Raw genomic sequence first — 21,612 nt, forward strand, 5'->3', positions numbered from 1 at the left:
GTTGTAGAAAAAAGCCCGGCTTAGGCCGGGCTTTTTTTCGCCTGCAATTTGCCTCAGGCCGTGGCGCTGGCCAGGGCCGCAAGCGCCTGCGTCGCTTGAGCAACCCGGCCAATCACCAGGATAGCCGGGCTCTTGAGCGCGAATTCGTGCGCATCATCCTGCATCCGGGCGAGGCTGCTGCGGCATTCGCGCTGTTGTGGCAGTGAAGCGTTTTCAATCATCGCCACCGGCATGTCATCGCTCATGCCACCTTCCAGCAATTGCCGGCGGATTTCCCCCAGTTTCGCCACCCCCATATAGATCACCAGCGTCGTGCCGCCCTCGGCCAGGGCCCGCCAATTGAGGCTGCTGTCGTCCTGGGTATGGGCCGTGACCAACGTGACGCCACGGCTGACACCGCGCAACGTCAGCGAGATATCGCAGTTCGTTGCCCCGGCCAGCCCTGCCGTAATGCCGTTGACCAACTCCACTTCCACCCCTTGCTGCCTGAGCCACGCCGCCTCTTCGCCGCCGCGACCAAAAATGCACGGGTCGCCGCCCTTGAGCCGCACCACGCATTTACCCTGCCGGGCATAACGCAACATCAGGCGATGGATAAATGCCTGTGGGGTGGAACGGCAGCCACCGCGTTTGCCCACGGTGATCAGCCGTGCAGCGGGGCAATGCTCCAGCAGCGCCGGGTTGACCAGATCATCGATCAGCACCACATCGGCTTCCCGCAGGGCTCTCACCGCCTTGAGTGTCAGCAGTTCCGGATCGCCGGGGCCTGCGCCCACCAGCCAGACTTTTGCGCTCATATGCTTGCCTCACACTCTGATCGCGATTGGCTGCTTGCCGCTCGCCAATAACCGTTTGATTTCCGGCACACAGGAGCCGCATTGCGTGCCGCAACCCAGTTCCTGCTTCAGCCCGTTCAGGTCCAGGCCCCGGGCAATGCCGGCGCAGACCGCGCTTTCGCTGACGTTCTTGCAGTTGCACAGCGTCTTGTTGCTGCTCGAGCCGCCCCCCGGTGGCGCACTCAATGGTGCCAACAACCAGCGGCGTAACTGCTCATCGGTGCGACCTTCCAGCCACAGGCTTTGCAGCCAGTGGCGAGCCAGGGTTTCGCCAGCCAGGCGGATCGCGGTGATACGGCCTTTTTCAATCTTTACCCGCTTGCCAATGGAGCGCCGCGGGTCGTCGTACGCCATCACGGGGCCGTCGTTGAGGCCCAGCAGTTGGTCGATCTGCTTGAGCAGTTCAAGGGCGGGCGCCTCGTGATGCGCCGCACGAATCAGCAGGGCAGGCCGCTCGCGTCCGGTCAGGCTCAGGCTGACGTAGGCAAAGCCGTCACACAGCGGTCGCAACGCTTCGAAGTGTTGCTGCACATCGCCTTCAATCAGCGCAAACAAGTGCCAGGGCAGTCGCACCGCCTCCAGGCGCACGCCGCTGTGCTTGAGTTCCGGCTGTTTGGACAGCGGGTCGAATGCCGGCTGGGTCAGCGCATTTACGCCGCCTTTAAGAAAACGGTCGCCCCAGTGCATCGGCAGGAAAGCCTGGCCGGGACGCACGCTGTCATCGCTGCCGACGGCCACAATCACGCTGCCGCGCCGGCTTTTCAGGCTGACCAGATCCCCTTCCTTCAAGCGATGGCGACGCAGTTCGTCCGGGTGCAGGCTGAGCACTGCTTCACTGACATGGCCGAACAGCTGCGCAGCGGTGCCGGTGCGGCTCATGCCATGCCATTGGTCCCGCAGGCGGCCGGTGATCAGGGTGAGTGGGAAGCGCGCGTCACGCTGCTCCTTGGCGGCGCGATAAGGGTCGGCGACAAAGTGCGCGCGGCCAGTCTCCGTAGGGAAAAATCCGTCGGTGTACAGCCTTGGTGTTCCGCCCACCGCATCGGCCGGGAATGGCCATTGCTGCGGGCCTATCCGGTCCAGCAGCGCGTGGCTGATACCCGACAGGTCCAGGTCACGCCCACGGGTCAGCAGCTTGTATTCATCAAAGATCTGCGTCGGTTGCTCAAAGGCAAAAAGCCCCGGTTTTCCGGGACAAAGACGCTGCTCCAGGCGTTGGGCGAAATCCACGGTGATTGCCCAGTCCGGCCGCGCTTCCCCAGGTGGGGCGATGGCTCGGCGAACGTGGGAAATGCGCCGCTCAGAGTTGGTCACTGTGCCTTCCTTCTCGCCCCAGCTCGCGGCTGGCAGCAACAGGTCGGCGTAACGCGCCGTCTCGGTTGTACGAAAGGCTTCCTGTAGCACCACGAACGGACACGCTTCCAGGGCCTGGCGCACGGTGTTCTGGTCGGGCAGGGATTGGGCGGGGTTGGTGCACGCGATCCACAAGGCCTTGATCTTGCCGGCCTGCATCTGTTCAAACAATTCGATGGCGGTCAGCCCGGTGCTGGCCGGCAGTTGGTCGACCCCCCAATACGCGGCTACTTCTGCCCGATGTTCGGGGTTGGCAGCCTCACGATGGCCAGGCAGTAAATTCGACAAACTGCCGGTTTCCCGCCCACCCATGGCATTCGGCTGACCCGTCAGGGAGAAAGGTCCGCAGCCAGGGCGGCCGATGGTGCCGGTCGCCAAATGCAGGTTAATCAAGGCGCTGTTCTTCGCGCTGCCGGCGGTGGACTGATTGAGCCCCATGCACCACAACGACAGAAAACTCGCCGAGGTGCCGACCCATTCCGCACACAGACGCAGTTGCTCGACACTGATCCCGCACAACTGCGTGACCATTTGCGGTGTGTAGTCGTGAACCAGGCGTTTGAGTTCGACCAGGCCGTCGGTATGGGCCTGGATAAAGTCGCGGTCGATCCAGTCTTCCCACAACAACAAGTGCAGGATCCCATGGAACAATGCGACATCCGTACCCGGCAGAATCGCCAGATGCAGGTCCGCCAAGTCGCAGGTGTCGGTGCGCCGGGGATCAATTACCAGCACTTTCATCTGTGGCCGGCGGGCCTTGGCTTCCTCCAGGCGTCGGAACAACACCGGATGCGCGTAGGCCATATTGCTGCCGACGATCATCACGCAGTCGCTCGACTCCAGGTCCTCGTAGCTGCACGGTGGCGCGTCGGCCCCCAGGCTGCGCTTGTAGCCGACCACCGCCGAAGACATGCACAGCCGCGAGTTGCTGTCGATGTTGTTGGTGCCCACCAGCGCCCGCGCCAGTTTGTTGAAGCTGTAGTAATCCTCGGTCAGCAACTGCCCGGAAATATAGAACGCGACGCTGTCCGGCCCGTGTTCAGCGATGGTTTCGGCAAACACGTTCGCCGCGTGCTCCAGGGCGGTATCCCAGTCGGTGCGGCTGCGGGCCAGGCCTTTGCCCAGCCGCAGTTCCGGGTACAACGCGCGGGCTGCGAGGTCTCCGGTGAGGTGCAGGCTGGAGCCCTTGCTGCACAATTTTCCGAAGTTGGCCGGATGACTCGGATCGCCACTGACGCCGAGGATCTGCGAGCCATCATGCTCGATCAGTACGCCGCAACCGACCCCGCAGTAGCAGCAGGTGGACGCGGTGGTCTGGCGGTTCATCAACCGGCGTCCCGCAGGGCCAACATCACCCGGCCGTTTTCCACGCGGGCCGGGTGGTGATGGGCGCAGCCGACGTCCGGTGCCTGGGCCTCCCCGGACTCCAGGTCGATCTGCCAGTTGTGCAGCGGGCAGGCCACGCGCTTGCCGTAGATCAAGCCTTGGGACAGCGGGCCACCCTTGTGCGGGCAGCGGTCGTCGAGGGCGAAAACCTCGTCGTCACTGGTACGAAAAATCGCGATGTCGCCTTTTGGCCCGCTGATGATGCGCGAGCCCAGGGCGTTGATTTCTTCGAGGGCGCAGATATCCAGCCAGTTCATGCCGGCACCTCCAGCAGTTTGACGGGGATGGTGTCGAATTCCTTTTTCAGCAGCGGCTGTTCCAGGCGTTCTTTCCACGGGTCCTGCTCAAACGACAGGGAAAATTGCAGGCGTTCATTCAGCGCCTGGCGCCGCGCCGGGTCTTCCAGTACAGCCTTCTTGATGTGCTCCATGCCGACCCGTTGCAGGTAGTGCACGGTGCGCTCCAGGTAGAAGGCTTCTTCCCGGTAGAGCTGTAGGAAAGCGCCGTTGTATTCGCGCACTTCTTCGGCGGTTTTCAGCTTGACGAAGAACTCGGCGACCTCGGTCTTGATCCCGCCGTTACCGCCGATGTACATCTCCCAGCCGGAATCGACGCCGATGATTCCCACGTCCTTGATCCCCGCTTCCGAGCAGTTGCGCGGGCAGCCGGACACTGCCAGCTTGACCTTGTGGGGCGACCACATATTGAACAGGTCATGTTCCAGCTCAATCCCCAGCTGTGTGGAATTCTGCGTACCAAAGCGGCAGAACTCGCTGCCGACGCAGGTCTTCACGGTGCGGATGGATTTGCCGTAGGCATGGCCGGATGGCATATCGAGGTCTTTCCATACGCCGGGCAAGTCCTGCTTCTTGATGCCCAGCAAATCGATGCGCTGCCCGCCGGTAACCTTGACCATCGGCACGTTGTACTTGTCGGCCACATCAGCTATGCGCCGCAGTTCCGACGGATTGGTCACACCACCCCACATCCTTGGGACTACCGAGTAGGTGCCGTCTTTCTGAATATTGGCGTGGGCGCGTTCGTTGATCAGGCGCGATTGCGGATCGTCTTTTGCCTCGCCGGGCCAAGTGGAGATCAGGTAGTAGTTGAGTGCCGGGCGGCAGGTGGCACAGCCGTTCGGGGTGCGCCAGTTCAGGTAACTCATGGTGCCGGCGATGGTCAGCAGGTGCTGGTCGCGGATGGCCTGGCGGATTTGCCCGTGGTTGAGGTCGCTGCAGCCGCAGATGGCTTTTTCGCTTTTCGGTTTGACGTCCGCCGCGCCGCCCACGGTGTTGATCAGGATTTGTTCCACCAGCCCGGCGCAGGAACCGCAGGAACTCGCAGCCTTGGTGTGCTTCTTCACATCGTCGACGCTGAACAGCCCGTGTTCCTGAATCGCCTTGACGATGGTGCCCTTGCACACGCCGTTGCAGCCGCAGACTTCGGCGGTGTCGGCCATGCTCATGGCTTTGTCCTGGCCTTGGTGGCCTACATCGCCCAAAGCATTTTCACCGAACATCAGGTGATCGCGGATCTCGCCAATGGCATGGTTCTCACGGATCTGCCGGAAATACCAGCCGCCGTCAGCCGTATCGCCGTACAGGCAGGCGCCGACGAGGATGTCGTCCTTGATCACCAGCTTCTTGTACACGCCGCCAATCGGGTCGGAAAGCGTGATGGTTTCCGTGCCTTCGCCGCCCATGAAGTCCCCGGCGGAGAACAGGTCGATGCCGGTGACTTTCAATTTGGTGGAGGTCACCGAGCCTTGATAGCGCGCGAAGCCCAGCTGGGCGAGGTGGTTGGCGCAGACCTTGGCCTGCTCGAACAGCGGTGCCACCAGGCCGTAGGCAATCCCGCGATGGCTGGCGCATTCGCCGATGGCATAGATGCGCGGGTCGTAGGTTTGCAGGGTGTCGTTGACCAGAATCCCGCGGTTGCACGGGATGCCGGATTTTTCCGCGAGTTCGGTGTTGGGGCGGATGCCCGCAGCCATCACCACCAGGTCGGCGGGGATCACATCGCCATTCTTGAATTGCACCGAGCCGACGCGGCCGTTGCCGGCGTCATGCAGCGCCTCGGTCTGCTCCTTCAAGCGAAACACCAGGCCACGGCTTTCCAGTTCGGTTTGCAGCAACTGGCCGCTGGTCTTGTCCAGTTGCCGTTCCAGCAGCCACTCGCCGATATGCACCACGGTCACGTGCATGCCACGCAGCATCAGGCCGTTGGCGGCCTCCAGGCCCAGCAGGCCGCCGCCGATGACGACCGCGTGCTTGTGGGTCTTGGCGGTGTCGATCATGGCCTGGGTGTCGGCGATGTCGCGGTAGCCGATCACACCCTGCAACGTATTGCCCGGGATCGGCAGGATAAACGGCGTGGAGCCGGTGGCGATCAGCAGGCGATCGTACTCGGCCTCGCTGCCGTCTTCGGCGATGACTTTGCGTTTGACCCGGTCGATCTGCACCACTTTGCGGTTAAGCAACAGCTTGATGTTGTTATCGAGGTACCAGCTCAAGTCATTGAGCACGATCTCTTCGAAGGTCTGCTCACCGGCCAGCACCGGCGACAGCAAAATGCGGTTGTAATTGGTGTGGGGCTCGGCGCCGAAAACGGTGATGTCGTACAGGTCGCTGCTCAGCTTGAGCAATTCTTCAAGGGTGCGAACCCCGGCCATGCCGTTGCCGATCATCACCAGTTTGAGTTTCTTCATGTCGTTCTCCGCAGTGGCTCGACAAATCGTGCGCAACAAAAAAAGGCGTCCCCGCTACGTAAGTAGCGAGGACGCCTTTGTCCTGGTCCCGTTCTCTCGGGAAGCCCGACCTTCGACGTTGAAGGTGCGGCTATATGTGTGTTGATGGGAAAGCTAATGCAGCGGTTGTGCCAAGTAGGATTTTGACCGGTTTTGCTAAGTGAGGCGGCGATGTATCGAGAAAATTCGCCTCTTAGTGGTGCAACAGCCAGTACAACAGCACCAGATTGATCAGCAACGACAGCACGGCCAACGTTTGCCAGACCTTCAGCGGTTCGCGCTCCAGCAGCGGTTTTGGTCGCGTGCTCAACTCGCGGCGATCCGCCTGCTCCAGTACCAGCAACCATTCCTCGGCAGTTTCATAACGCTGCTCGGGTTGCGCGGCGACTGCGCGCTCCAGGCTCTGTTGCAGCCAGTCGGGCAGGTCGGGGCGGTAGCGGCTGGCGCCGACAGGCGTAATGAACCTGGGACGCTGGAAAGCTTCGATTTCGCCGTAGGGGTAATGCCCGGTGAGCAGGTAATACAAGGTCACACCGACGCTATACAGGTCCTGTTGCGGGGTAGGGCGTTCGCCGTTGAAGGCTTCCGGGGCGATAAAGCTTGGCGTGCCAGGCAACAGGTGCGCGCGATCCTCCGAGAGCCCGGGGCAGTAGGCCAGGCCGAAGTCCAGCACACGCAATTCGCCATCCTCGGCCAGCAGCAGGTTTTCCGGCTTGATGTCGCGGTGCAGGATCTGCCGGCGGTGCAGCAGCCCGACGGCACGCAACAGGCGCTCGGCCAGGGTTTGCCACTGCGCCAGGGGCAATGGGCCCTGGTGCTTGAACAGTTCGGCCAGGGTTTGGCCGGAGTATTCACGCATCACGTAGTACAAATGCTGACGGCCACTGGCTGGATGGACTTCAGGAAACGCGCGGCCGGCGACCCGGCGCAGGAACCATTCCTCTGACAGCAATGCCTGGGCGGCGAACACGTCATCGTCGTGGCTGAGCGGCAAGGTCTTCAGCAGCCACGCCTGTTGATGGGCATCGCGCACCCGATAGAGCAAGGATTGGCGGCTTTGCCCCAACAGCGACTCTACGTGCCAGCCTTCAAAGCGCTGGCTGGGTTTCAGGGGGGGCGGCAGGGGCCATTGCTGCAACTGCACCAGCGCATCGCCGAGGGTGGCGGCGCCAAGCTGGTCGACGCGGACCAGCAGGGCGCTGGCGTTGTCCTGGCTACCGGCCAGGTGCGCGGCGCTGACCAGGGTGTTTACCGCGAGGTCCAGGTCCGACTGTTCCCGCAGGATTGCGCTGATGTTGTTGTCATCCAGGGTCGCCCACACGCCGTCGCTGAGCAGCAGGAAACACTCGCCTGCCCGCAACTCGCCGTCGAGGAAATCCAGCACCAGATGCTGATCCAGGCCCATGGCGCGCTTGAGCACATGCTGCATGCCCGGTTGCTCCCACACATGCTCCTGGCTCAGGCGCTGCAACTGGCCATCGAGCCAGCGGTACACCCGGCAATCACCCACATGGGCCAGGGTGAAACGCTGGCCGCGAAACACCAGGACGCTGAGGGTGGTCAGCAACGGCTGGCCGCCGCCGTTGGCTTGCAGCCAGCGATTCTGGGCCACCAGCAAGCGTTCCAGGGCCTGGGCCACGCCCCAGGTTTGCGGCGTGGCGTAATAGTCCAGGGCCAGGGCTTGCAAGGTCGAGCGTGCAGCCAGTCCGCCATCGGCGCATTGGCTGACGCCATCGGCGATGGCACACAGGTAGCCTTTGCTGGCGGCCAGCTCCGGGGCGGGAGTGACCAGGCGCAAAGCGTCCTGGTTTTCCTGCCGTGGGCCGGTGGCGCTGGCCTGGGCGAAGCTCAGTTGCAGGCTCATCAGACCCGTGCAGCCGTCACCGCAGCAGAGCCCCAGGTGGTTCTCCAGCGACGCTTGACGCCGTACAGGCCGAACCAGGCCAGCACGCCCAGGCTGGCGAACAACCACAGCGCCAACTGATAGCTGCCGGTGCTTTGCTTGATCGCGCCCATGCCCGCCGCCAGGGCGAAACCGCCGATGCCGCCGGCCATGCCGATCAGGCCGGTCATCACACCAATCTCGCGGTGAAAGCGTTGGGGCACCAGTTGGAAGACTGCACCGTTACCGGCACCCAAACCGAGCATGGTGCACACAAAAAGCGCCAGTGCTGCGTAGGAGCTTGGCAGGTTGAACCCCACCGCCGCGATGCAGATCGCTGCCACGCCGTACATGCCGAGCAGGGTGCGAATCCCGCCGAAACGGTCGGCCAGGGCGCCGCCCAAAGGCCGCATCAGGCTGCCGCCGAATACGCAGGCGGCGGTGTAGTAGCCGGCGGTGACCGGGCTCAGGCCGTATTGGTCGTTGAAATAGCCGGGCAGGGCGCTGGCCAGGCCGATGAAACCACCGAAGGTCACACTGTAGAAGAACATGAACCACCAACTGTCGCGGTCGCCCAGGGCTTTGAAGTAGTCGGCCATGGACTTGGCCTTGGGTCGTTGCGGGGCGTTGCGGGCGAGCCAGGCGAAGACGATCAGCGTCAGGATCAGTGGGATCAGTGCGAAGCCGAACACATTGCTCCAGCCAAACGCGGCGGCGAGCACCGGTGCCAGCAGGGCCGCAAACACCGTCCCGGAGTTGCCGGCGCCGGCGATGCCCATGGCCTTGCCTTGGTGCTCGGCGGGGTACCACTGGGACGCCAGGGGCAGGGCGACGGCGAACGAGGCTCCCGCCATGCCGAGGAACATGCCCAGCAGCAGGGCTTGCTCGTAGCTGTGGATTCCGAGTTTCCAGGCGACGAACAAGGCGCCGATGACAATCACCTGGCCGATCAGGCCGGCGGTCTTGGGGGAGAGTTTGTCGGCGAGCATGCCCATCAGGAACCGCAGCACCGCGCCGGCCAGGATGGGGGTGGCGACCACCAGGCCGCGTTGTTGGGTGGTGAGGTGCAGGTCGGCGGCGATTTGTACCGCCAATGGGCCCAACAGGTACCAGACCATGAAGCTCAGGTCGAAATACAGGAACGCGGCGAACAGGGTCGGGGTGTGACCGGATTTCCAGAAGCTTGATTTCATCACGCACCTCAGCGGTAAGGGGTCTTATGAGAAGGCCTGGTGATGGAACGGCTGTGGCCGCCCCATCGGCCCCGGGCTATGGGACCAAAACGAAAAAACGCCGCCACCGGGTTCGCTGGGGCAAACCGGGTGTGCGACGTCTTTGTCGTGGAGGGGGCAACCGCCGTTGGCTACCTGTGGGGATTCTTTAGCAAGAGGTGGGCCAACAGGGGGTGGGGGCGTTGTGGTGTGGTGTGGTGTGGTGTGGTGTACATATCCGTTGCTGCGGTAACGGCGGCTTAGGGTTCCGCTCTTACAGCGGGTCACTTTTGGCAAACGCCCGGAATGCCGGCCCAGCCAAAAGTAACCAAAAGGTCTTTGCCCCACCACTCGGTGCCTCGCTTAGGCTCGGCATGCCCGCACTCCGGCACGGCTCCGCGGGCCGCCGCGACGGGCCATCCATGGCCCGGCGCGGCTAAACCGGCGTCCTGCCGGTTTACCCGCTCCACCGTGCCTACTTGCGGCCATCGTGGTTGACGGGGCCCGCAGATCAAAATCAAAAGCCAGATCAAAAGCACGCAGCCTCGCTGGCGCTCGACAGCTGCTACGGGCGGTGTGGCTCTGCTTTTCTGTGGGAGCTGGCTTGCCTGCGATGCAGACAACTCGGTACATCAGGTACTTCCAGTTGATGCTATCGCAGGCAAGCCAGCTCCCACATTTGAACCGTGCCCGCTTTAGATTTTGATTTTGCTTCACAACACTCAAGCCGGCCTGTAGCCCGGCTGTTCAAAAGTGAGCCGCCGTAAGGGCGGAACCAATAGCGGCCGTTACCTAAATAACGGATATACACCCCGACCCCCCTCTCACCCCAACAACTCACTCATCGCAATAATCTGCTCCGCCACCTGAATCAGCTTCTGCTGCCGACTCATCGCCTGACGCCGCATCAGCGTGTAGGCCTCTTCCTCATTACACCCCTTCATTTTCATCAACAACCCCTTGGCCGTTTCGATCCGCTTGCGTTCGGCCAACTGCTGATCCCGCGCCTGCAACTGCGCGCGTAGCGCCTGGTCACTCTCGAACCGCGCCATCGCCACATCCAGAATCGGCTGCAACCGCTGCGCCTGAATCCCCTCGACAATGTAGGCACTCACCCCGGACTTGATCGCCTGACGCATCACCCCCGGATCATGCTCATCGGTAAACATCACAATCGGCCGTGGCTGGTCGCGACTCACCAGCACCACCTGCTCCATCACATCGCGTCCCGGCGACTCGGTATCGATCAAAATCACGTCCGGGCGCACCGCTTCGACCCGCGCCGGCAAGTCGATCGTCAACCCCGATTCATCGATCACCTCAAACCCGGCCTCGGTCAACGCAGCCTTGAGCCGACCGACCTTGCGCGGTGTGTCATTGATCAACAGGATTCGTAGCATGGGTTCCTCCTGTCAGCGCAAGGCCTGGCGGCTGGCAACATCTGCCATGGCATGCAGGCGAAAGCTGCGGGCATACCCGGCCGGGTCCGAACCGTCCCAGATTTTTCCGTCGATCAACTGGCTGCTGCGCATGGCCTCGCCACCGGCAGGCACGCCCACGGCGCTGGCCGCCTGGCGATAGATGTCCAGTTGTTGCACACGCCGGGCAACGCCAAGGTAGTCCGGGTCCTCCCGCAGCAGGCCCCAGCGGCGGAACTGGGTCATGAACCACATGCCATCAGACAGGTAGGGCAGGTTCACCTCGCCGTCGCCATAAAAACGCAGCGCGTGGGGATCCTGCCAGTGGTTGCCGAGGCCGTCATCGTAGTCGCCGAGCAGGCGCGGTTCGATGCAATCGAGCGGGGCGTCGAGGTACTGCGGGGCGCTCAGCAACTGTGCAGTGGAGCGGCGGTTTTCCGTGCTCTGTTCGATAAAACGGCTGGCCTGCAGGATCGCCATCACCAGTACCCGGGCGGTATTGGGGTATTGCTCGACAAATGCCTGGGTGCAGCCGAGGACTTTTTCCGGATGGTCCGGCCACAGTGCCTGGGTGGTGGCCAGGGTAAAGCCCTGGTTCTGCTTCACCGCACTGGCGCACCAGGGCTCGCCCACACAAAAGCCGTCGATGCGCCCGGCTTGCAGGTGCGCAACCATCTGCGGCGGCGGCACCACCACACTGTCCACATCCTGCAGGGGATGAATGCCCTGGCTGGCCAGCCAGTAATACAACCACATGGCGTGGGTACCTGTGGGAAAGGTCTGGGCGAAGGTGAGTTTTGTTCGGCTTTGGTGCACGTGGCGGTCCAGTGCCTCAGGACTGGTCACCCCCAGCTTTTGCAAGCCACGGGACAGGTTGATGCTCTGGCCGTTCTGGTTCAGGCCCATCAGCACCGCCATATCGGTGGGTGCCACGCCGCCGATGCCCAGGTGCACGGCGTAGATCAGGCCGTACAAGCTGTGGGCGGCGTCCAGTTCGCCGCTGACCAGGTTGTCCCGCAGGCTGGCCCATGATGACTGGCGCCTGAGATTCAAGGTCAGGCCATAGGGCTGGGCGAAGCCCTGGGTGGCGGCGACCACCACCGAGGCGCAATCGCTCAGGGCCATGAAACCCAGGTTGAGGCTGCTCTTTTCCGGGGCATCGCTGCCGTTGACCCAAGCCAGGGGATCACTCATCAATACGTACCTTTCATAAAAAAACGCCGTTCCGTCGGGTACTCAGAGGAAGAGCCCGGGGTAACGACGTCTGTGTCCTTGAGCCCGTTCCGCCGTTGGCGCGAGCTGCGATAGACAAGGCATAGCAAGGCACATGCCACGATGCGCACAGGATGGGCTGGGCGTCAGCTTTCCATCAGGATTGAAATCGGCCTGCCTCGCAGTATGGCCGCTCTTTCAGCCCGGGCCATGCAGGCATGTTCAGCCACCTTCACCGTTTTTCGACGCTGCTTTTCGGCCTGGTGCTGCTGGGCAGCCCCGGCGCGTTCGGGGGCTCCTACCAGGCCCGTGATGAAAGCCTGCACACTTTTTTTACCGCGTTGTCCCTGCCGCTGGGGCAGCCGATCGTTGTCAGTCAGGCGGCAGCTCGCAAGCGCATCAGCGGGGCGTTCGATTTCGACTCGCCCCAACCGCTGCTGGAGTCGGTCGCCCAGCAGCAAGGCCTGATCTGGTACACCGATGGCCAGGTGCTTTACCTCTATGACGCCGACGAGGCGAAAAGCTCGGTAGTGACCCTGCGGCATATCTCGGTCGACCTCCTGCGCGGGTTCATGCGCCGTTCGGGGCTCGAAGAGGCGCGCTACCCGCTGCGTGCGAGTGGGGCGCGGGTGTTCTACGTGTCCGGGCCGCCGAACTATGTCGACCATGTGCTGCGCCTGGCCCAACTGATGGACCGCCAGCGTGCGGAACTGCGCCTGGGGCCGCAGCGGATCGGGGTGGTGCAGGTGCTCAACACCCACGTTGCAGACCGCGAGTACAACATGGGCGACAGAACCGTCACGGTGCCGGGCATGGCATCCATGATCGAAAAACTGCTGGCCGTCGAGCAGGAGAGTGCGTCCCCGCGGCAACCCGGATTACTGGCCGACAAGAATATCTCGGTGCTGGCGTACCCGGACACCAACAGCCTGCTGATCAAGGGCAAGCCCGCGCAGGTGAGCTTTATCGAAGGTCTGGTGGCAGAACTGGACGTACCGAAGCGCGCGGTGGAGGTTTCGATGTGGCTGGTGGATGTGGACCGCGATGAGCTCAAGAAGATCGGCGCGACCATGCACAAGGGGGCGGACAAGCCTTCAGCTACCCGGGTCATGGCACCCATCGAGGACGAAGCATTCATGCAGCGGATCACCGCCTTGGAGTTGCGCAGGCGAGCGAGGGTCACGACGTTGCCGGTGATTCTCACCCAGGAGAATGTGCCCGCGGTTTTCAACGACAACCAGACGTTCTATCTACCCCGGCCGGGTGAAGACCACGACGAATGGCAACCGGTGGTCTTTGGTACGCAGGTCAGTGTTCTGCCGCGCTTCGCCGAGGCGAATGAAATCGAGATGCTGCTCACCGTCGAGGATGGCCGCCAGATGGGCAAGGCTGCCAGTCGCGACAAACCCTCGGCGGGGGTGGAGCGGATGGGGATCAACACGGTGGTGCGTGTGGCTCCGGGCAGGCGATTGCTGGTGGGGAATTTTCAGCGCGATACCGGCACAGCCTTGCTCGGACGCTACAACGGGCCCATGGCCAACAGTGTGCGATTGTTTGTGATTCAGGCGACGGCGGTCGCAAGTGTGCTGCATACCGCTGCCGAGCCGGGGCAGGCGCCGCCGTTGACGCGCTCCCAGCATGAGCAGGTGAAGCGGGCATTTAACCGGGTGACCGAAGGATAAGAACGTTGGTGGCGCGCCTGGGCGGGCATCGTCGAAAGGTCCTACGTGCCCAGTCTGAAAAAATCAGTGCCTATGGGGTTTTTTCCTCTCCTATACAGCGAGTGGGCTTTTTATAGTCGCGACCTTCAGGAAACCAGTGTTGGAAATGAAGGTGAGTTGGGTGCGGAGGTACGAATGGCCGTGGTGAACGATGGGGTACTGGCTACCCCCATGGTCTTTGAGCGCTGGACGTTGCACGGCGACGGTAGATTGACCAGTGAAGACTCGGATATTCAACTCCCGCCCAAGGAGTGGCAGGTGTTGCGCCTGTTGCTGTCCTCGGCCGGAGTGCTGGTGACCAAGGACCACTTGCTGGAACAGGCATGGCCCCATAACGAGGCCACGGAAGAGTCCCTGACCCGTTGCATCTGTTCGCTGCGCAAATATTTGAAGGGCGGCAAGGGCCTGATCAAGACGGTATACGGCAAGGGGTACCGGGTGACCTGTGCGGTCAGGATGACCAGCCTGACGGTGGGCGCTGTCTGTTCCACCTGCGGTCGGGGGCAGGCATGAGCAGCGCCTGGTGCAAGGGGGCGCTGCTGCTGATGCTCACGCTCGGCTTCGGCAATGAGGCCCGGGCGTATTGCTGGGCCGAGGCTGCCAGCCGATACGGCATGGAGCCGGAATTGTTGCAGGCCATCGCCGCGGTGGAGTCGGGCTACCGCGCCAAGGCCATGAATTACGCCAACAACAACGGCACCCGTGATATCGGGCTGATGCAGATCAACAGCATTCACCTGCCGCGCCTGCTAAAGGAGGGCATTACCGAGCAGCGCTTGCTGGATGAGCCTTGCCTGTCGGTGGAGGTGGGGGCGTCGATCCTTGCCGACTTCGTCAAACAGTTCGGCTACAACTGGACGGCGATCGGTTCCTACAATGTGGGCGGCGGGCCCGGGCCTCAGCGTGAGGCCCTGCGTCTTCGCTATGCGCAAAAAATCTGGGTCCGCTATGAGGAACTGATGACGCACCGTAACTGACGATTGGACGGCACGCCTCGCATGCAGCCCGTCACCCCGGCTATAATCGCCGCCACCTTTCGCCGCCATCCGAGTCAAGCCCGCCCATGTATACCCTGGCCCGCCAGCTGTTGTTCAAACTCTCTCCGGAAACTTCCCACGATCTGTCCCTGGACTTGATCGGTGCCGGTGGCCGCCTGGGGCTCAATGGCCTGGTGTGCAAGGCCCCGGCGAAAATGCCGGTGTCGGTGATGGGGCTCGATTTCCCCAACCCGGTAGGCCTGGCTGCGGGTTTGGACAAAAACGGTGCAGCCATCGACGGTTTTGCGCAGCTGGGTTTTGGCTTTGTCGAAATCGGCACCGTGACCCCACGGCCGCAGCCAGGCAACCCGAAGCCGCGGATCTTCCGCCTGCCGGAAGCCGAGGCGATCATCAATCGCATGGGCTTCAACAACCTGGGTGTGGATAACCTGCTGTCACGGGTTCAGGCGGCTAAGTACACCGGTATCCTCGGGATCAATATCGGCAAGAACTTCGACACGCCGGTGGAGCGTGCGGTGGATGACTATCTGATTTGCCTGGACAAGGTCTACGCCCACGCCAGCTACGTCACGGTCAACGTCAGCTCACCGAACACTCCGGGCTTGCGCAGCCTGCAGTTTGGCGACTCCCTCAAGCAACTGCTCGAAGCCTTGCGCCAGCGCCAGGAAGATTTGGCTGTGCGCCACGGCAAGCGTGTGCCCCTGGCAATCAAGATTGCCCCGGACATGAACGACGAAGAGACCGTACTGGTGGCCCAGGCCCTGGTGGACTCGGGCATGGATGCGGTGATCGCCACCAACACCACCCTGAGCCGCGTCGGTGTCGAAGGCCTGGCGTATGGTGACGAAGCGGGCGGCCTGTCCGGTGCGCCGGTACGCGACCAGAGTACCCACATCGTCAAGGTGCTGGCGGCCGAGTTGGCAGGGCGCTTGCCGATCATTGCCGTGGGCGGCATCACCGAGGGCAAGCACGCGGCCGAGAAAATCGCCGCCGGCGCGAGCCTGGTGCAGTTGTACTCCGGCTTTATCTACAAGGGCCCGGCGTTGATTCGCCAGGCGGTGGATGCGATTGCGGCATTGCCGCGCGGCTGACAACAGGCAATAAAAAGGGCTCCTTGAAGGAGCCCCTGGGCCGAAGCCCGCCGCCCGGATGGGGCGTGCGTGGTTAAGTGGTTGCGTATTCGTGCTGGTGTCGGAATTAAATGCCCTTGATTAGCCGACGGCGTGAAGTTCGTTGAGTCTGTGGATTCCCGCAGTGCCAGTCATACCGTCCCAGTTGTCGCCGCGTCCTTCTCGCCAGCCGTTGATCCAGGCTTGGCGTACCGACGGTAGAGTAAATGGGCAAAGCTCACGGGATTTGCCATGAACGCCATATTGATATCCGCGTAAAAATGCTCTTTCCAACGGATCACGCTTAAGTCTTCTCATAGGGTGTTTCCCTCACTTGTTGACTGTCTTGATATCCTTCGGCCTCGTCCGAGGCCGGGCAGAGTTTTTCTGCCGTTGGTGCGCTCGCTGCCGGCGTGGCGAGCTATGTGTCGGCGTCGTTACGGCGCCAACCTGTGTTGAGTTCTAACCAATAGGTCACATGGATTCAATGATCGTTTTGTCATAAGCACGTAACGATAACGATGCTATAGCCATAAGCTGGGATGGCTTTTCGCCCCTTTTATTGGGCAAACCCAGCTATGATGTGCCCTTCAAAGAGGATGGGTTTAATCCTTTAGTGAGAATGTCCGCCTGTTGCAGTCGGTTATTATTCGACGAAGGGTCGGAATGTTTCTTCTTGTTGCTTCAAATACTTGAACTGCCCCGTCGATAAAGGCCCGAAAGGCCGGTAGCCGGGGTGGAACGGCACATTCGTGCCACACGAGCGCTCTTCAAGAAAAGCGCTTGATTGAAAACCGAACGCGCGATGCGTCGCCCGTTCACTTATTGCTGAAAAGCCTGGAATGCCCCATGTCGGACCGTTTTGAACTCTTCCTCACCTGCCCCAAGGGCCTCGAAGGCCTGCTGATCGAGGAAGCCGTCGGGCTTGGCCTTGAGGAAGCCCGCGAGCACACCTCGGCCGTGCGCGGCATGGCCGACATGGAGACCGCCTACCGCCTGTGCCTCTGGTCGCGCCTCGCCAACCGCGTGTTGCTGGTGCTCAAGCGCTTCCCGATGAAGGACGCCGAAGACCTGTACCACGGGGTGCTGGACATCGAGTGGGAAGACCACATGCTCGCCGACGGCACCCTGGCCGTTGAATTCAGCGGCCATGGCTCGGGCATCGACAACACCCACTTCGGCGCGCTGAAGGTCAAGGATGCGATTGTCGACAAGCTGCGCACCCCGACCGGCGAACGTCCATCCATCGACAAGATCAACCCGGACCTGCGCATCCACCTGCGCCTGGACCGTGGCGAAGCGATCCTCTCTCTCGACCTGTCCGGCCACAGCCTGCACCAGCGCGGCTACCGTCTGCAGCAGGGCGCCGCACCGTTGAAAGAGAACCTGGCGGCGGCGATCCTGATTCGCTCCGGCTGGCCACGCATCGCTGCCGAAGGCGGCGCGCTGACGGACCCGATGTGCGGCGTCGGTACCTTCCTGGTGGAAGGCGCGATGATCGCCGCCGACATGGCGCCCAACCTGAACCGTGAGCTGTGGGGGTTCACCGCCTGGCTTGGCCACGTTCCGGCGCTGTGGAAAAAACTTCACACAGAGGCCAGCGAACGTGCCGCCATCGGCATGGCCAAGCCACCGCTGTGGATTCGTGGTTACGAGGCAGATCCTCGCCTGATCCAACCCGCCCGTAACAACATCGAACGTGCAGGCCTCAGCCACTGGATCAAGATCTACCAGGGCGAAGTCGGTACCTTCGAGCCGCGCCCGGACCAGAACCAGAAAGGCCTGGTGATCTGCAACCCGCCGTATGGCGAGCGTCTGGGTGATGAAGCCAGCCTGTTGTACCTCTATCAGAACCTCGGCGAGCGTCTGCGCCAGGCGTGCCTGGGCTGGGAAGCGGCGGTGTTCACCGGTGCTCCGGACCTGGGCAAGCGCATGGGCATCCGCAGCCACAAACAGTATTCGTTCTGGAACGGCGCCTTGCCGTGCAAATTGCTGCTGATCAAGGTCACCCCGGACCAGTTCGTCACCGGCGAGCGTCGCACCCCGGAACAACGCCAGGCCGAGCGCGAGCAAGCGGCCTACGACCAGGCGCCGACCGAGCCGCAAGAGCGCCAGTACAACAAGAACGGGAACCCGATCAAACCCGCCCCGGCCCCAGTGGTCGAGCAGGCGCGCTTGAGCGAAGGCGGGCAGATGTTTGCCAACCGCCTGCAAAAGAACCTGAAACTGCTGGGCAAGTGGGCCAAGCGCGAAGGCGTCGATTGCTACCGTGTGTACGATGCCGACATGCCGGAATACTCCATGGCCATCGACCTGTACCACGACTGGGTCCACGTCCAGGAATACGTGGCGCCGAAGTCGATTGACCCGGAAAAAGCTTCGGCACGCATGTTCGATGCCCTGGCGGCCATTCCCCAGGCGCTGGGCATCGACAAGAACCGTGTGGTGGTCAAGCGTCGCGAACGCCAGAGCGGCACCAAGCAGTACGAGCGCCAGAGCGCCCAGGGCAAGTTCACCGAGGTCAGCGAAGGCGGCGTCAAGTTGCTGGTCAACCTGACCGATTACCTGGACACCGGCCTGTTCCTCGACCACCGTCCAATGCGCATGCGCATCCAGAAAGAGGCGGCCGGCAAACGCTTCCTCAACCTGTATTGCTACACCGCCACCGCCAGTGTGCACGCCGCCAAGGGTGGCGCGCGCAGCACCACCAGCGTCGACCTGTCGAAGACCTACCTGGACTGGGCGCGCCGCAACTTCTCCCTCAACGGTTTCTCCGACAAGAACCGCCTGGAGCAGGGCGACGTGATGGCCTGGCTGGAAGCCAGCCGCGATGAGTTCGACATGATCTTCATCGACCCGCCGACCTTCTCCAACTCCAAGCGCATGGAAGGCATCTTCGACGTGCAACGCGACCACGTGCAGTTGCTGGACCTGGCCATGGCGCGCCTGGCACCGGGCGGCGTGTTGTACTTCTCGAACAACTTCCGCAAGTTCCAGCTGGAAGACAACCTCGTCGAGCGGTATGCCGTCGAAGAGATCAGCGACAAGACCATCGACCCGGATTTTGCGCGTAACGCCAAGATCCATCGGGCGTGGAAAATCACCGCGCGCTGATCACTGCGTTCTGAAGCCGCAGGCCCGGATCATTCCGGCCTTGCGGCTTTTTTTTGCGCTGGTCAAACGCAAGTCCTGTGGCTATAACTTAGGACCTGGCCAAAGTGACGCACCCGCACGCTGGCGTTCCGAGTCTTGTCTATGCCGCTGCATGCCGTCCGCCCGAAAATCCTAGGCTTTATCAGTGAGCAGGTGTCGGCGTGGCTGGTGGCGGTGGTGGTGTTGCTGGCCGGTATCGCGCTGACGATCGTCGTCGCCTGGGCCGCGTCCGAGCTTTACCAGCAGCAGATGCGCCAGCGCTTTCAACTGCTGGTCAACGAGCGCTACAGCCGTCTCCAGGAGCGTTTCGAGGACCAGGAACAACGCCTGGGCAGCCTGCGGCGGTTCTTCGTCAATTCAAATACAGTCTCGCGCAAAGAGTTCGAAGGGTTCGCGCAGCCCTTGCTGTTGCGTACCCGCGCCTATGCCTGGGCACCCCGGGTTTTGCGTGACCAGCGCGGTGCGTTCGAGCAGGCAATCACGGCGGAGCGCGGTGCGAATTTCTCCATTCGTGAATTGAATGCGGCGGGCGAACTGACCCCGGCGACTGATCGCGATGAGTATGTTCCGGTGCTGTACAGCCAGACCCAGAGCATTCTTGGCTCGCCGCTGGGTTTTGACCTGTTGGCCCAGCCACTGCGGCGCTCGACGGTGGAGCGTGCGCAACAGTCAGGGAAGATGGCGGTGTCCCAGCCCATGCAACTGGTGGGTGTGGAGCCGGCCTATGCCATGGGTGTATTGCTGGTGGCACCGGTCAGCCGGGCACCGACGACACAAGTGCCCGACAGTGAACCTTACGGCTACGTCATGGCGGTGATCAGCATGCGCCAACTGGTGGCCGATGGCTTGCCCAAGGCCGCACGGGACAACCTGGTGATGCAGATTGTCGACACCTCCGATGCAGAGCAACGGGTGTTGTACGAATCCAGCAACCCCGTGGCAGACAGTGACCTGGTGGCAGCACGCCGGCTGACGCTCGGCGACCACGTCTACGCCTTGAGCCTGCGCCCCAGCCAGGTGTTCCAGCAGGGCAATCACTCGTCGCTGGTCAGTATCCTGGTCATGGGCAGCCTGCTGAGTGTGCTGCTCAGTGCGTTGCTCTACGTGGTGGTCAGCCAGCGCCAGCGCGCATTGAAGCTGGTGGAGCAGCGCACCGCCCAATTGCGTCAGCGGGAACAGGAACTGCGAGGCACCCACGGCCAACTGCGCAGCGTGCTCAATGCGGCCACCCAGGTGGCGATCATCGCGACGGACTTGCGCGGTGTGATCACCACCTTCAACGCCGGCGCCGAGCAGATGCTGGGCTTTGAAGCACAAGAGGTACTGGGCCACCTGACCCTCGAAAGCCTGCACCTGGCCCCCGAGCTGGAAGCCCGTGCCGCGCAATTGAGCGCAATCCTCGGCAAGCGCATCGCGCCAGCCCAGGCGATGCTGGTGGACAGCGCCGATGCAGTGCATGAGGCCCGCGAGTGGACGCTGGTACGCAAGGACGGCAGCCAACTGACGGTGAACATGCTCGCCACTGTTCTGCTGGACGAGCATGGCCTGTGGGTCGGGCACCTGGCGATCTGCCTGGATGTCACCGAGCAGAAGCGCGCCTATGAGGCACTGGCCGCGCGGGACCGCCTGCTGAAGAAACTCAGCGCCCATGTGCCCGGCGGTATTTTCCAGTTCGTCCTGGAACCGAACAATGTCTCGCGGTTCATTTATGCCAGCGATGGCATCCGCGACATCTACGAAATCGAGCCTGGGGTGTTGCAGCAGGATGCGCGAAAGGTCTTCGAGCGGATTCATCCGCTGGATGTCGAGCGGGTACGGGAGTCCATTCGCCTGTCCACCCTGCAACTGAGCCATTGGCGTGAAGAATACCGGGTGCAGTTGCCCCATCGGGGGCTGCGCTGGGTTCGCGGTGAGGCGACGCCGGAAGAGCTGGCCGGTGGCGGTACGTTATGGCATGGCTATGTGTCGGATATTTCCGATCTCAAGCGGGTCGAGGAAGAGCTGCGGGCGCTGTCGATTACCGATTCCCTGACCGGCATTCATAACCGACGCTACTTCCAGGACCGGCTGAAGGCCGAGATGATCCGGGTCAAGCGTGCCTCGGGGGCGTTGTCGGTGATCATGTTCGACATCGATCACTTCAAGCGCATCAACGACCAGCATGGTCACGCGGTGGGTGATGAAGTGCTCAAGGAGTTATGCCGGCGCATCAGCCAGCGGTTACGACGCACGGATGTGTTTTGCCGGCTGGGCGGCGAGGAGTTTGTGGTGCTGTGCGCCAGTACCGACGGCAGCCAGGCGTTCAATGTTGCCCTGGAGTTGTGGCAGGCGTTGCGCGGTGAGCCGATGGAAGGTGTCGGCACGGTGACGGCGAGCTTCGGGGTCGCCAGTTGGCGGGTCGAGGAGGGCGTCGACAGCTTGTTGCTGCGGGCGGATTCGGGTGTCTATGCCGCCAAGCAGGCGGGCAGGGACAGGGTTGAGGCGGAGCGGGTGCTTGCCTGAAGTGCACGGCCATTCAAGCTATTAGAGATCAATGTGGGAGCTGGCTTGCCTGCGATAGCATCACCTCGGTATTCCTGATAGACCG

General features: G+C 62.4%; 15 protein-coding genes. 6 read left to right on the forward strand and 9 right to left on the reverse strand.

The annotated features are described in order from the left end of the window. Positions 1-53: 53 nt before the first annotated feature. From cobA to QF039_RS04170, 8 genes are all read right to left on the reverse strand, one after another. A complete protein-coding gene (cobA, locus tag QF039_RS04135) occupies positions 54-797 on the reverse strand; it encodes a uroporphyrinogen-III C-methyltransferase (protein WP_003215019.1) in 744 nt (247 codons plus the stop codon). Positions 798-806: 9 nt separating this feature from the next. Beyond that, positions 807-3,515, reverse strand: a complete 2,709-nt coding sequence (locus QF039_RS04140) for a nitrate reductase (protein WP_307517048.1) — start codon at positions 3,513-3,515, stop codon at positions 807-809. Further along, the gene (nirD, locus tag QF039_RS04145; protein ID WP_003215022.1) at positions 3,515-3,832 is read right to left on the reverse strand and encodes a nitrite reductase small subunit NirD; all 318 of its coding nucleotides are present in this window, start codon (positions 3,830-3,832) and stop codon (positions 3,515-3,517) included. Before nirD ends, QF039_RS04140 begins: the two co-directional genes overlap by 1 nt. Further along, entirely contained in the window at positions 3,829-6,282 is a 2,454-nt protein-coding gene (gene nirB, locus QF039_RS04150; RefSeq protein WP_003215025.1) for a nitrite reductase large subunit NirB, read from the reverse strand. The genes nirD and nirB overlap by 4 nt, the downstream gene beginning before the upstream one ends. Before the next feature lie 232 nt (positions 6,283-6,514). Further along, on the reverse strand, positions 6,515-8,185 hold the full coding sequence (locus QF039_RS04155; protein WP_307517049.1) for a bifunctional protein-serine/threonine kinase/phosphatase: 1,671 nt from the start codon (positions 8,183-8,185) through the stop codon (positions 6,515-6,517). Next, complete coding sequence (locus QF039_RS04160) at positions 8,185-9,396, reverse strand: NarK/NasA family nitrate transporter (RefSeq protein WP_003215029.1); 1,212 nt, start codon at positions 9,394-9,396, stop codon at positions 8,185-8,187. The genes QF039_RS04155 and QF039_RS04160 overlap by 1 nt, the downstream gene beginning before the upstream one ends. 842 nt (positions 9,397-10,238) lie before the next feature. Beyond that, positions 10,239-10,814: an ANTAR domain-containing response regulator gene (locus QF039_RS04165; RefSeq protein WP_003219125.1), complete on the reverse strand. Its 576-nt coding sequence runs from the start codon at positions 10,812-10,814 to the stop codon at positions 10,239-10,241. A gap of 12 nt (positions 10,815-10,826) precedes the next feature. After that, positions 10,827-12,026: a CmpA/NrtA family ABC transporter substrate-binding protein gene (locus tag QF039_RS04170; RefSeq protein WP_307517050.1), complete on the reverse strand. Its 1,200-nt coding sequence runs from the start codon at positions 12,024-12,026 to the stop codon at positions 10,827-10,829. A gap of 236 nt (positions 12,027-12,262) precedes the next feature. Between QF039_RS04170 and sctC the strand changes: the two genes are divergently transcribed. From sctC to QF039_RS04190, 4 genes are all read left to right on the forward strand, one after another. After that, complete coding sequence (sctC, locus tag QF039_RS04175; protein WP_307517051.1) at positions 12,263-13,726, forward strand: type III secretion system outer membrane ring subunit SctC; 1,464 nt, start codon at positions 12,263-12,265, stop codon at positions 13,724-13,726. 174 nt (positions 13,727-13,900) lie between these two features. Then, positions 13,901-14,278: a winged helix-turn-helix domain-containing protein gene (locus QF039_RS04180; protein WP_023659087.1), complete on the forward strand. Its 378-nt coding sequence runs from the start codon at positions 13,901-13,903 to the stop codon at positions 14,276-14,278. Further along, complete coding sequence (locus QF039_RS04185; RefSeq protein ID WP_307517052.1) at positions 14,275-14,742, forward strand: transglycosylase SLT domain-containing protein; 468 nt, start codon at positions 14,275-14,277, stop codon at positions 14,740-14,742. The genes QF039_RS04180 and QF039_RS04185 overlap by 4 nt, the downstream gene beginning before the upstream one ends. 86 nt (positions 14,743-14,828) lie before the next feature. Then, positions 14,829-15,854 carry a quinone-dependent dihydroorotate dehydrogenase gene (locus QF039_RS04190; RefSeq protein WP_003219118.1) on the forward strand — a complete coding sequence of 342 codons (1,026 nt, stop codon included), beginning with the start codon at positions 14,829-14,831 and terminating at the stop codon, positions 15,852-15,854. 120 nt (positions 15,855-15,974) lie between these two features. Here the strand turns inward: QF039_RS04190 and rmf are convergent, their stop codons facing one another. Then, complete coding sequence (gene rmf, locus QF039_RS04195; protein WP_002553055.1) at positions 15,975-16,190, reverse strand: ribosome modulation factor; 216 nt, start codon at positions 16,188-16,190, stop codon at positions 15,975-15,977. Positions 16,191-16,721: 531 nt separating this feature from the next. On the opposite strand from rmf, the gene rlmKL reads away from it, so the two are divergent. Further along, positions 16,722-18,986, forward strand: coding sequence for a bifunctional 23S rRNA (guanine(2069)-N(7))-methyltransferase RlmK/23S rRNA (guanine(2445)-N(2))-methyltransferase RlmL (gene rlmKL, locus QF039_RS04200; RefSeq protein WP_003219107.1), 2,265 nt, complete (start codon positions 16,722-16,724; stop codon positions 18,984-18,986). A gap of 141 nt (positions 18,987-19,127) precedes the next feature. Then, positions 19,128-21,527 (forward strand): diguanylate cyclase, encoded by a 2,400-nt coding sequence (locus QF039_RS04205; RefSeq protein ID WP_307517053.1) that lies wholly within the window; start codon positions 19,128-19,130, stop codon positions 21,525-21,527. The last annotated feature ends 85 nt before the right edge of the window (positions 21,528-21,612 follow it).

It is taken from the genome of Pseudomonas sp. W2I6 (assembly GCF_030815935.1).
In the GTDB taxonomy this organism is placed as follows: domain Bacteria; phylum Pseudomonadota; class Gammaproteobacteria; order Pseudomonadales; family Pseudomonadaceae; genus Aquipseudomonas.

Excerpts from the sequence above, each read along its gene's own strand:
- cobA (WP_003215019.1), bottom strand. The coding sequence starts at position 797 with ATGAGCGCAAAAGTCTGGCTGGTGGGCGCAGGCCCCGGCGATCCGGAA.
- QF039_RS04155 (WP_307517049.1), bottom strand. The coding sequence starts at position 8,185 with ATGAGCCTGCAACTGAGCTTCGCCCAGGCCAGCGCCACCGGCCCACGG.
- QF039_RS04140 (WP_307517048.1), bottom strand. The coding sequence starts at position 3,515 with ATGAACCGCCAGACCACCGCGTCCACCTGCTGCTACTGCGGGGTCGGT.
- nirB (WP_003215025.1), bottom strand. The coding sequence starts at position 6,282 with ATGAAGAAACTCAAACTGGTGATGATCGGCAACGGCATGGCCGGGGTT.
- QF039_RS04190 (WP_003219118.1), top strand. The coding sequence starts at position 14,829 with ATGTATACCCTGGCCCGCCAGCTGTTGTTCAAACTCTCTCCGGAAACT.
- QF039_RS04170 (WP_307517050.1), bottom strand. The coding sequence starts at position 12,026 with ATGAGTGATCCCCTGGCTTGGGTCAACGGCAGCGATGCCCCGGAAAAG.
- QF039_RS04185 (WP_307517052.1), top strand. The coding sequence starts at position 14,275 with ATGAGCAGCGCCTGGTGCAAGGGGGCGCTGCTGCTGATGCTCACGCTC.
- rmf (WP_002553055.1), bottom strand. The coding sequence starts at position 16,190 with ATGAGAAGACTTAAGCGTGATCCGTTGGAAAGAGCATTTTTACGCGGA.
- QF039_RS04205 (WP_307517053.1), top strand. The coding sequence starts at position 19,128 with ATGCCGCTGCATGCCGTCCGCCCGAAAATCCTAGGCTTTATCAGTGAG.
- sctC (WP_307517051.1), top strand. The coding sequence starts at position 12,263 with ATGTTCAGCCACCTTCACCGTTTTTCGACGCTGCTTTTCGGCCTGGTG.
- QF039_RS04165 (WP_003219125.1), bottom strand. The coding sequence starts at position 10,814 with ATGCTACGAATCCTGTTGATCAATGACACACCGCGCAAGGTCGGTCGG.
- nirD (WP_003215022.1), bottom strand. The coding sequence starts at position 3,832 with ATGAACTGGCTGGATATCTGCGCCCTCGAAGAAATCAACGCCCTGGGC.
- QF039_RS04160 (WP_003215029.1), bottom strand. The coding sequence starts at position 9,396 with ATGAAATCAAGCTTCTGGAAATCCGGTCACACCCCGACCCTGTTCGCC.
- rlmKL (WP_003219107.1), top strand. The coding sequence starts at position 16,722 with ATGTCGGACCGTTTTGAACTCTTCCTCACCTGCCCCAAGGGCCTCGAA.
- QF039_RS04180 (WP_023659087.1), top strand. The coding sequence starts at position 13,901 with ATGGCCGTGGTGAACGATGGGGTACTGGCTACCCCCATGGTCTTTGAG.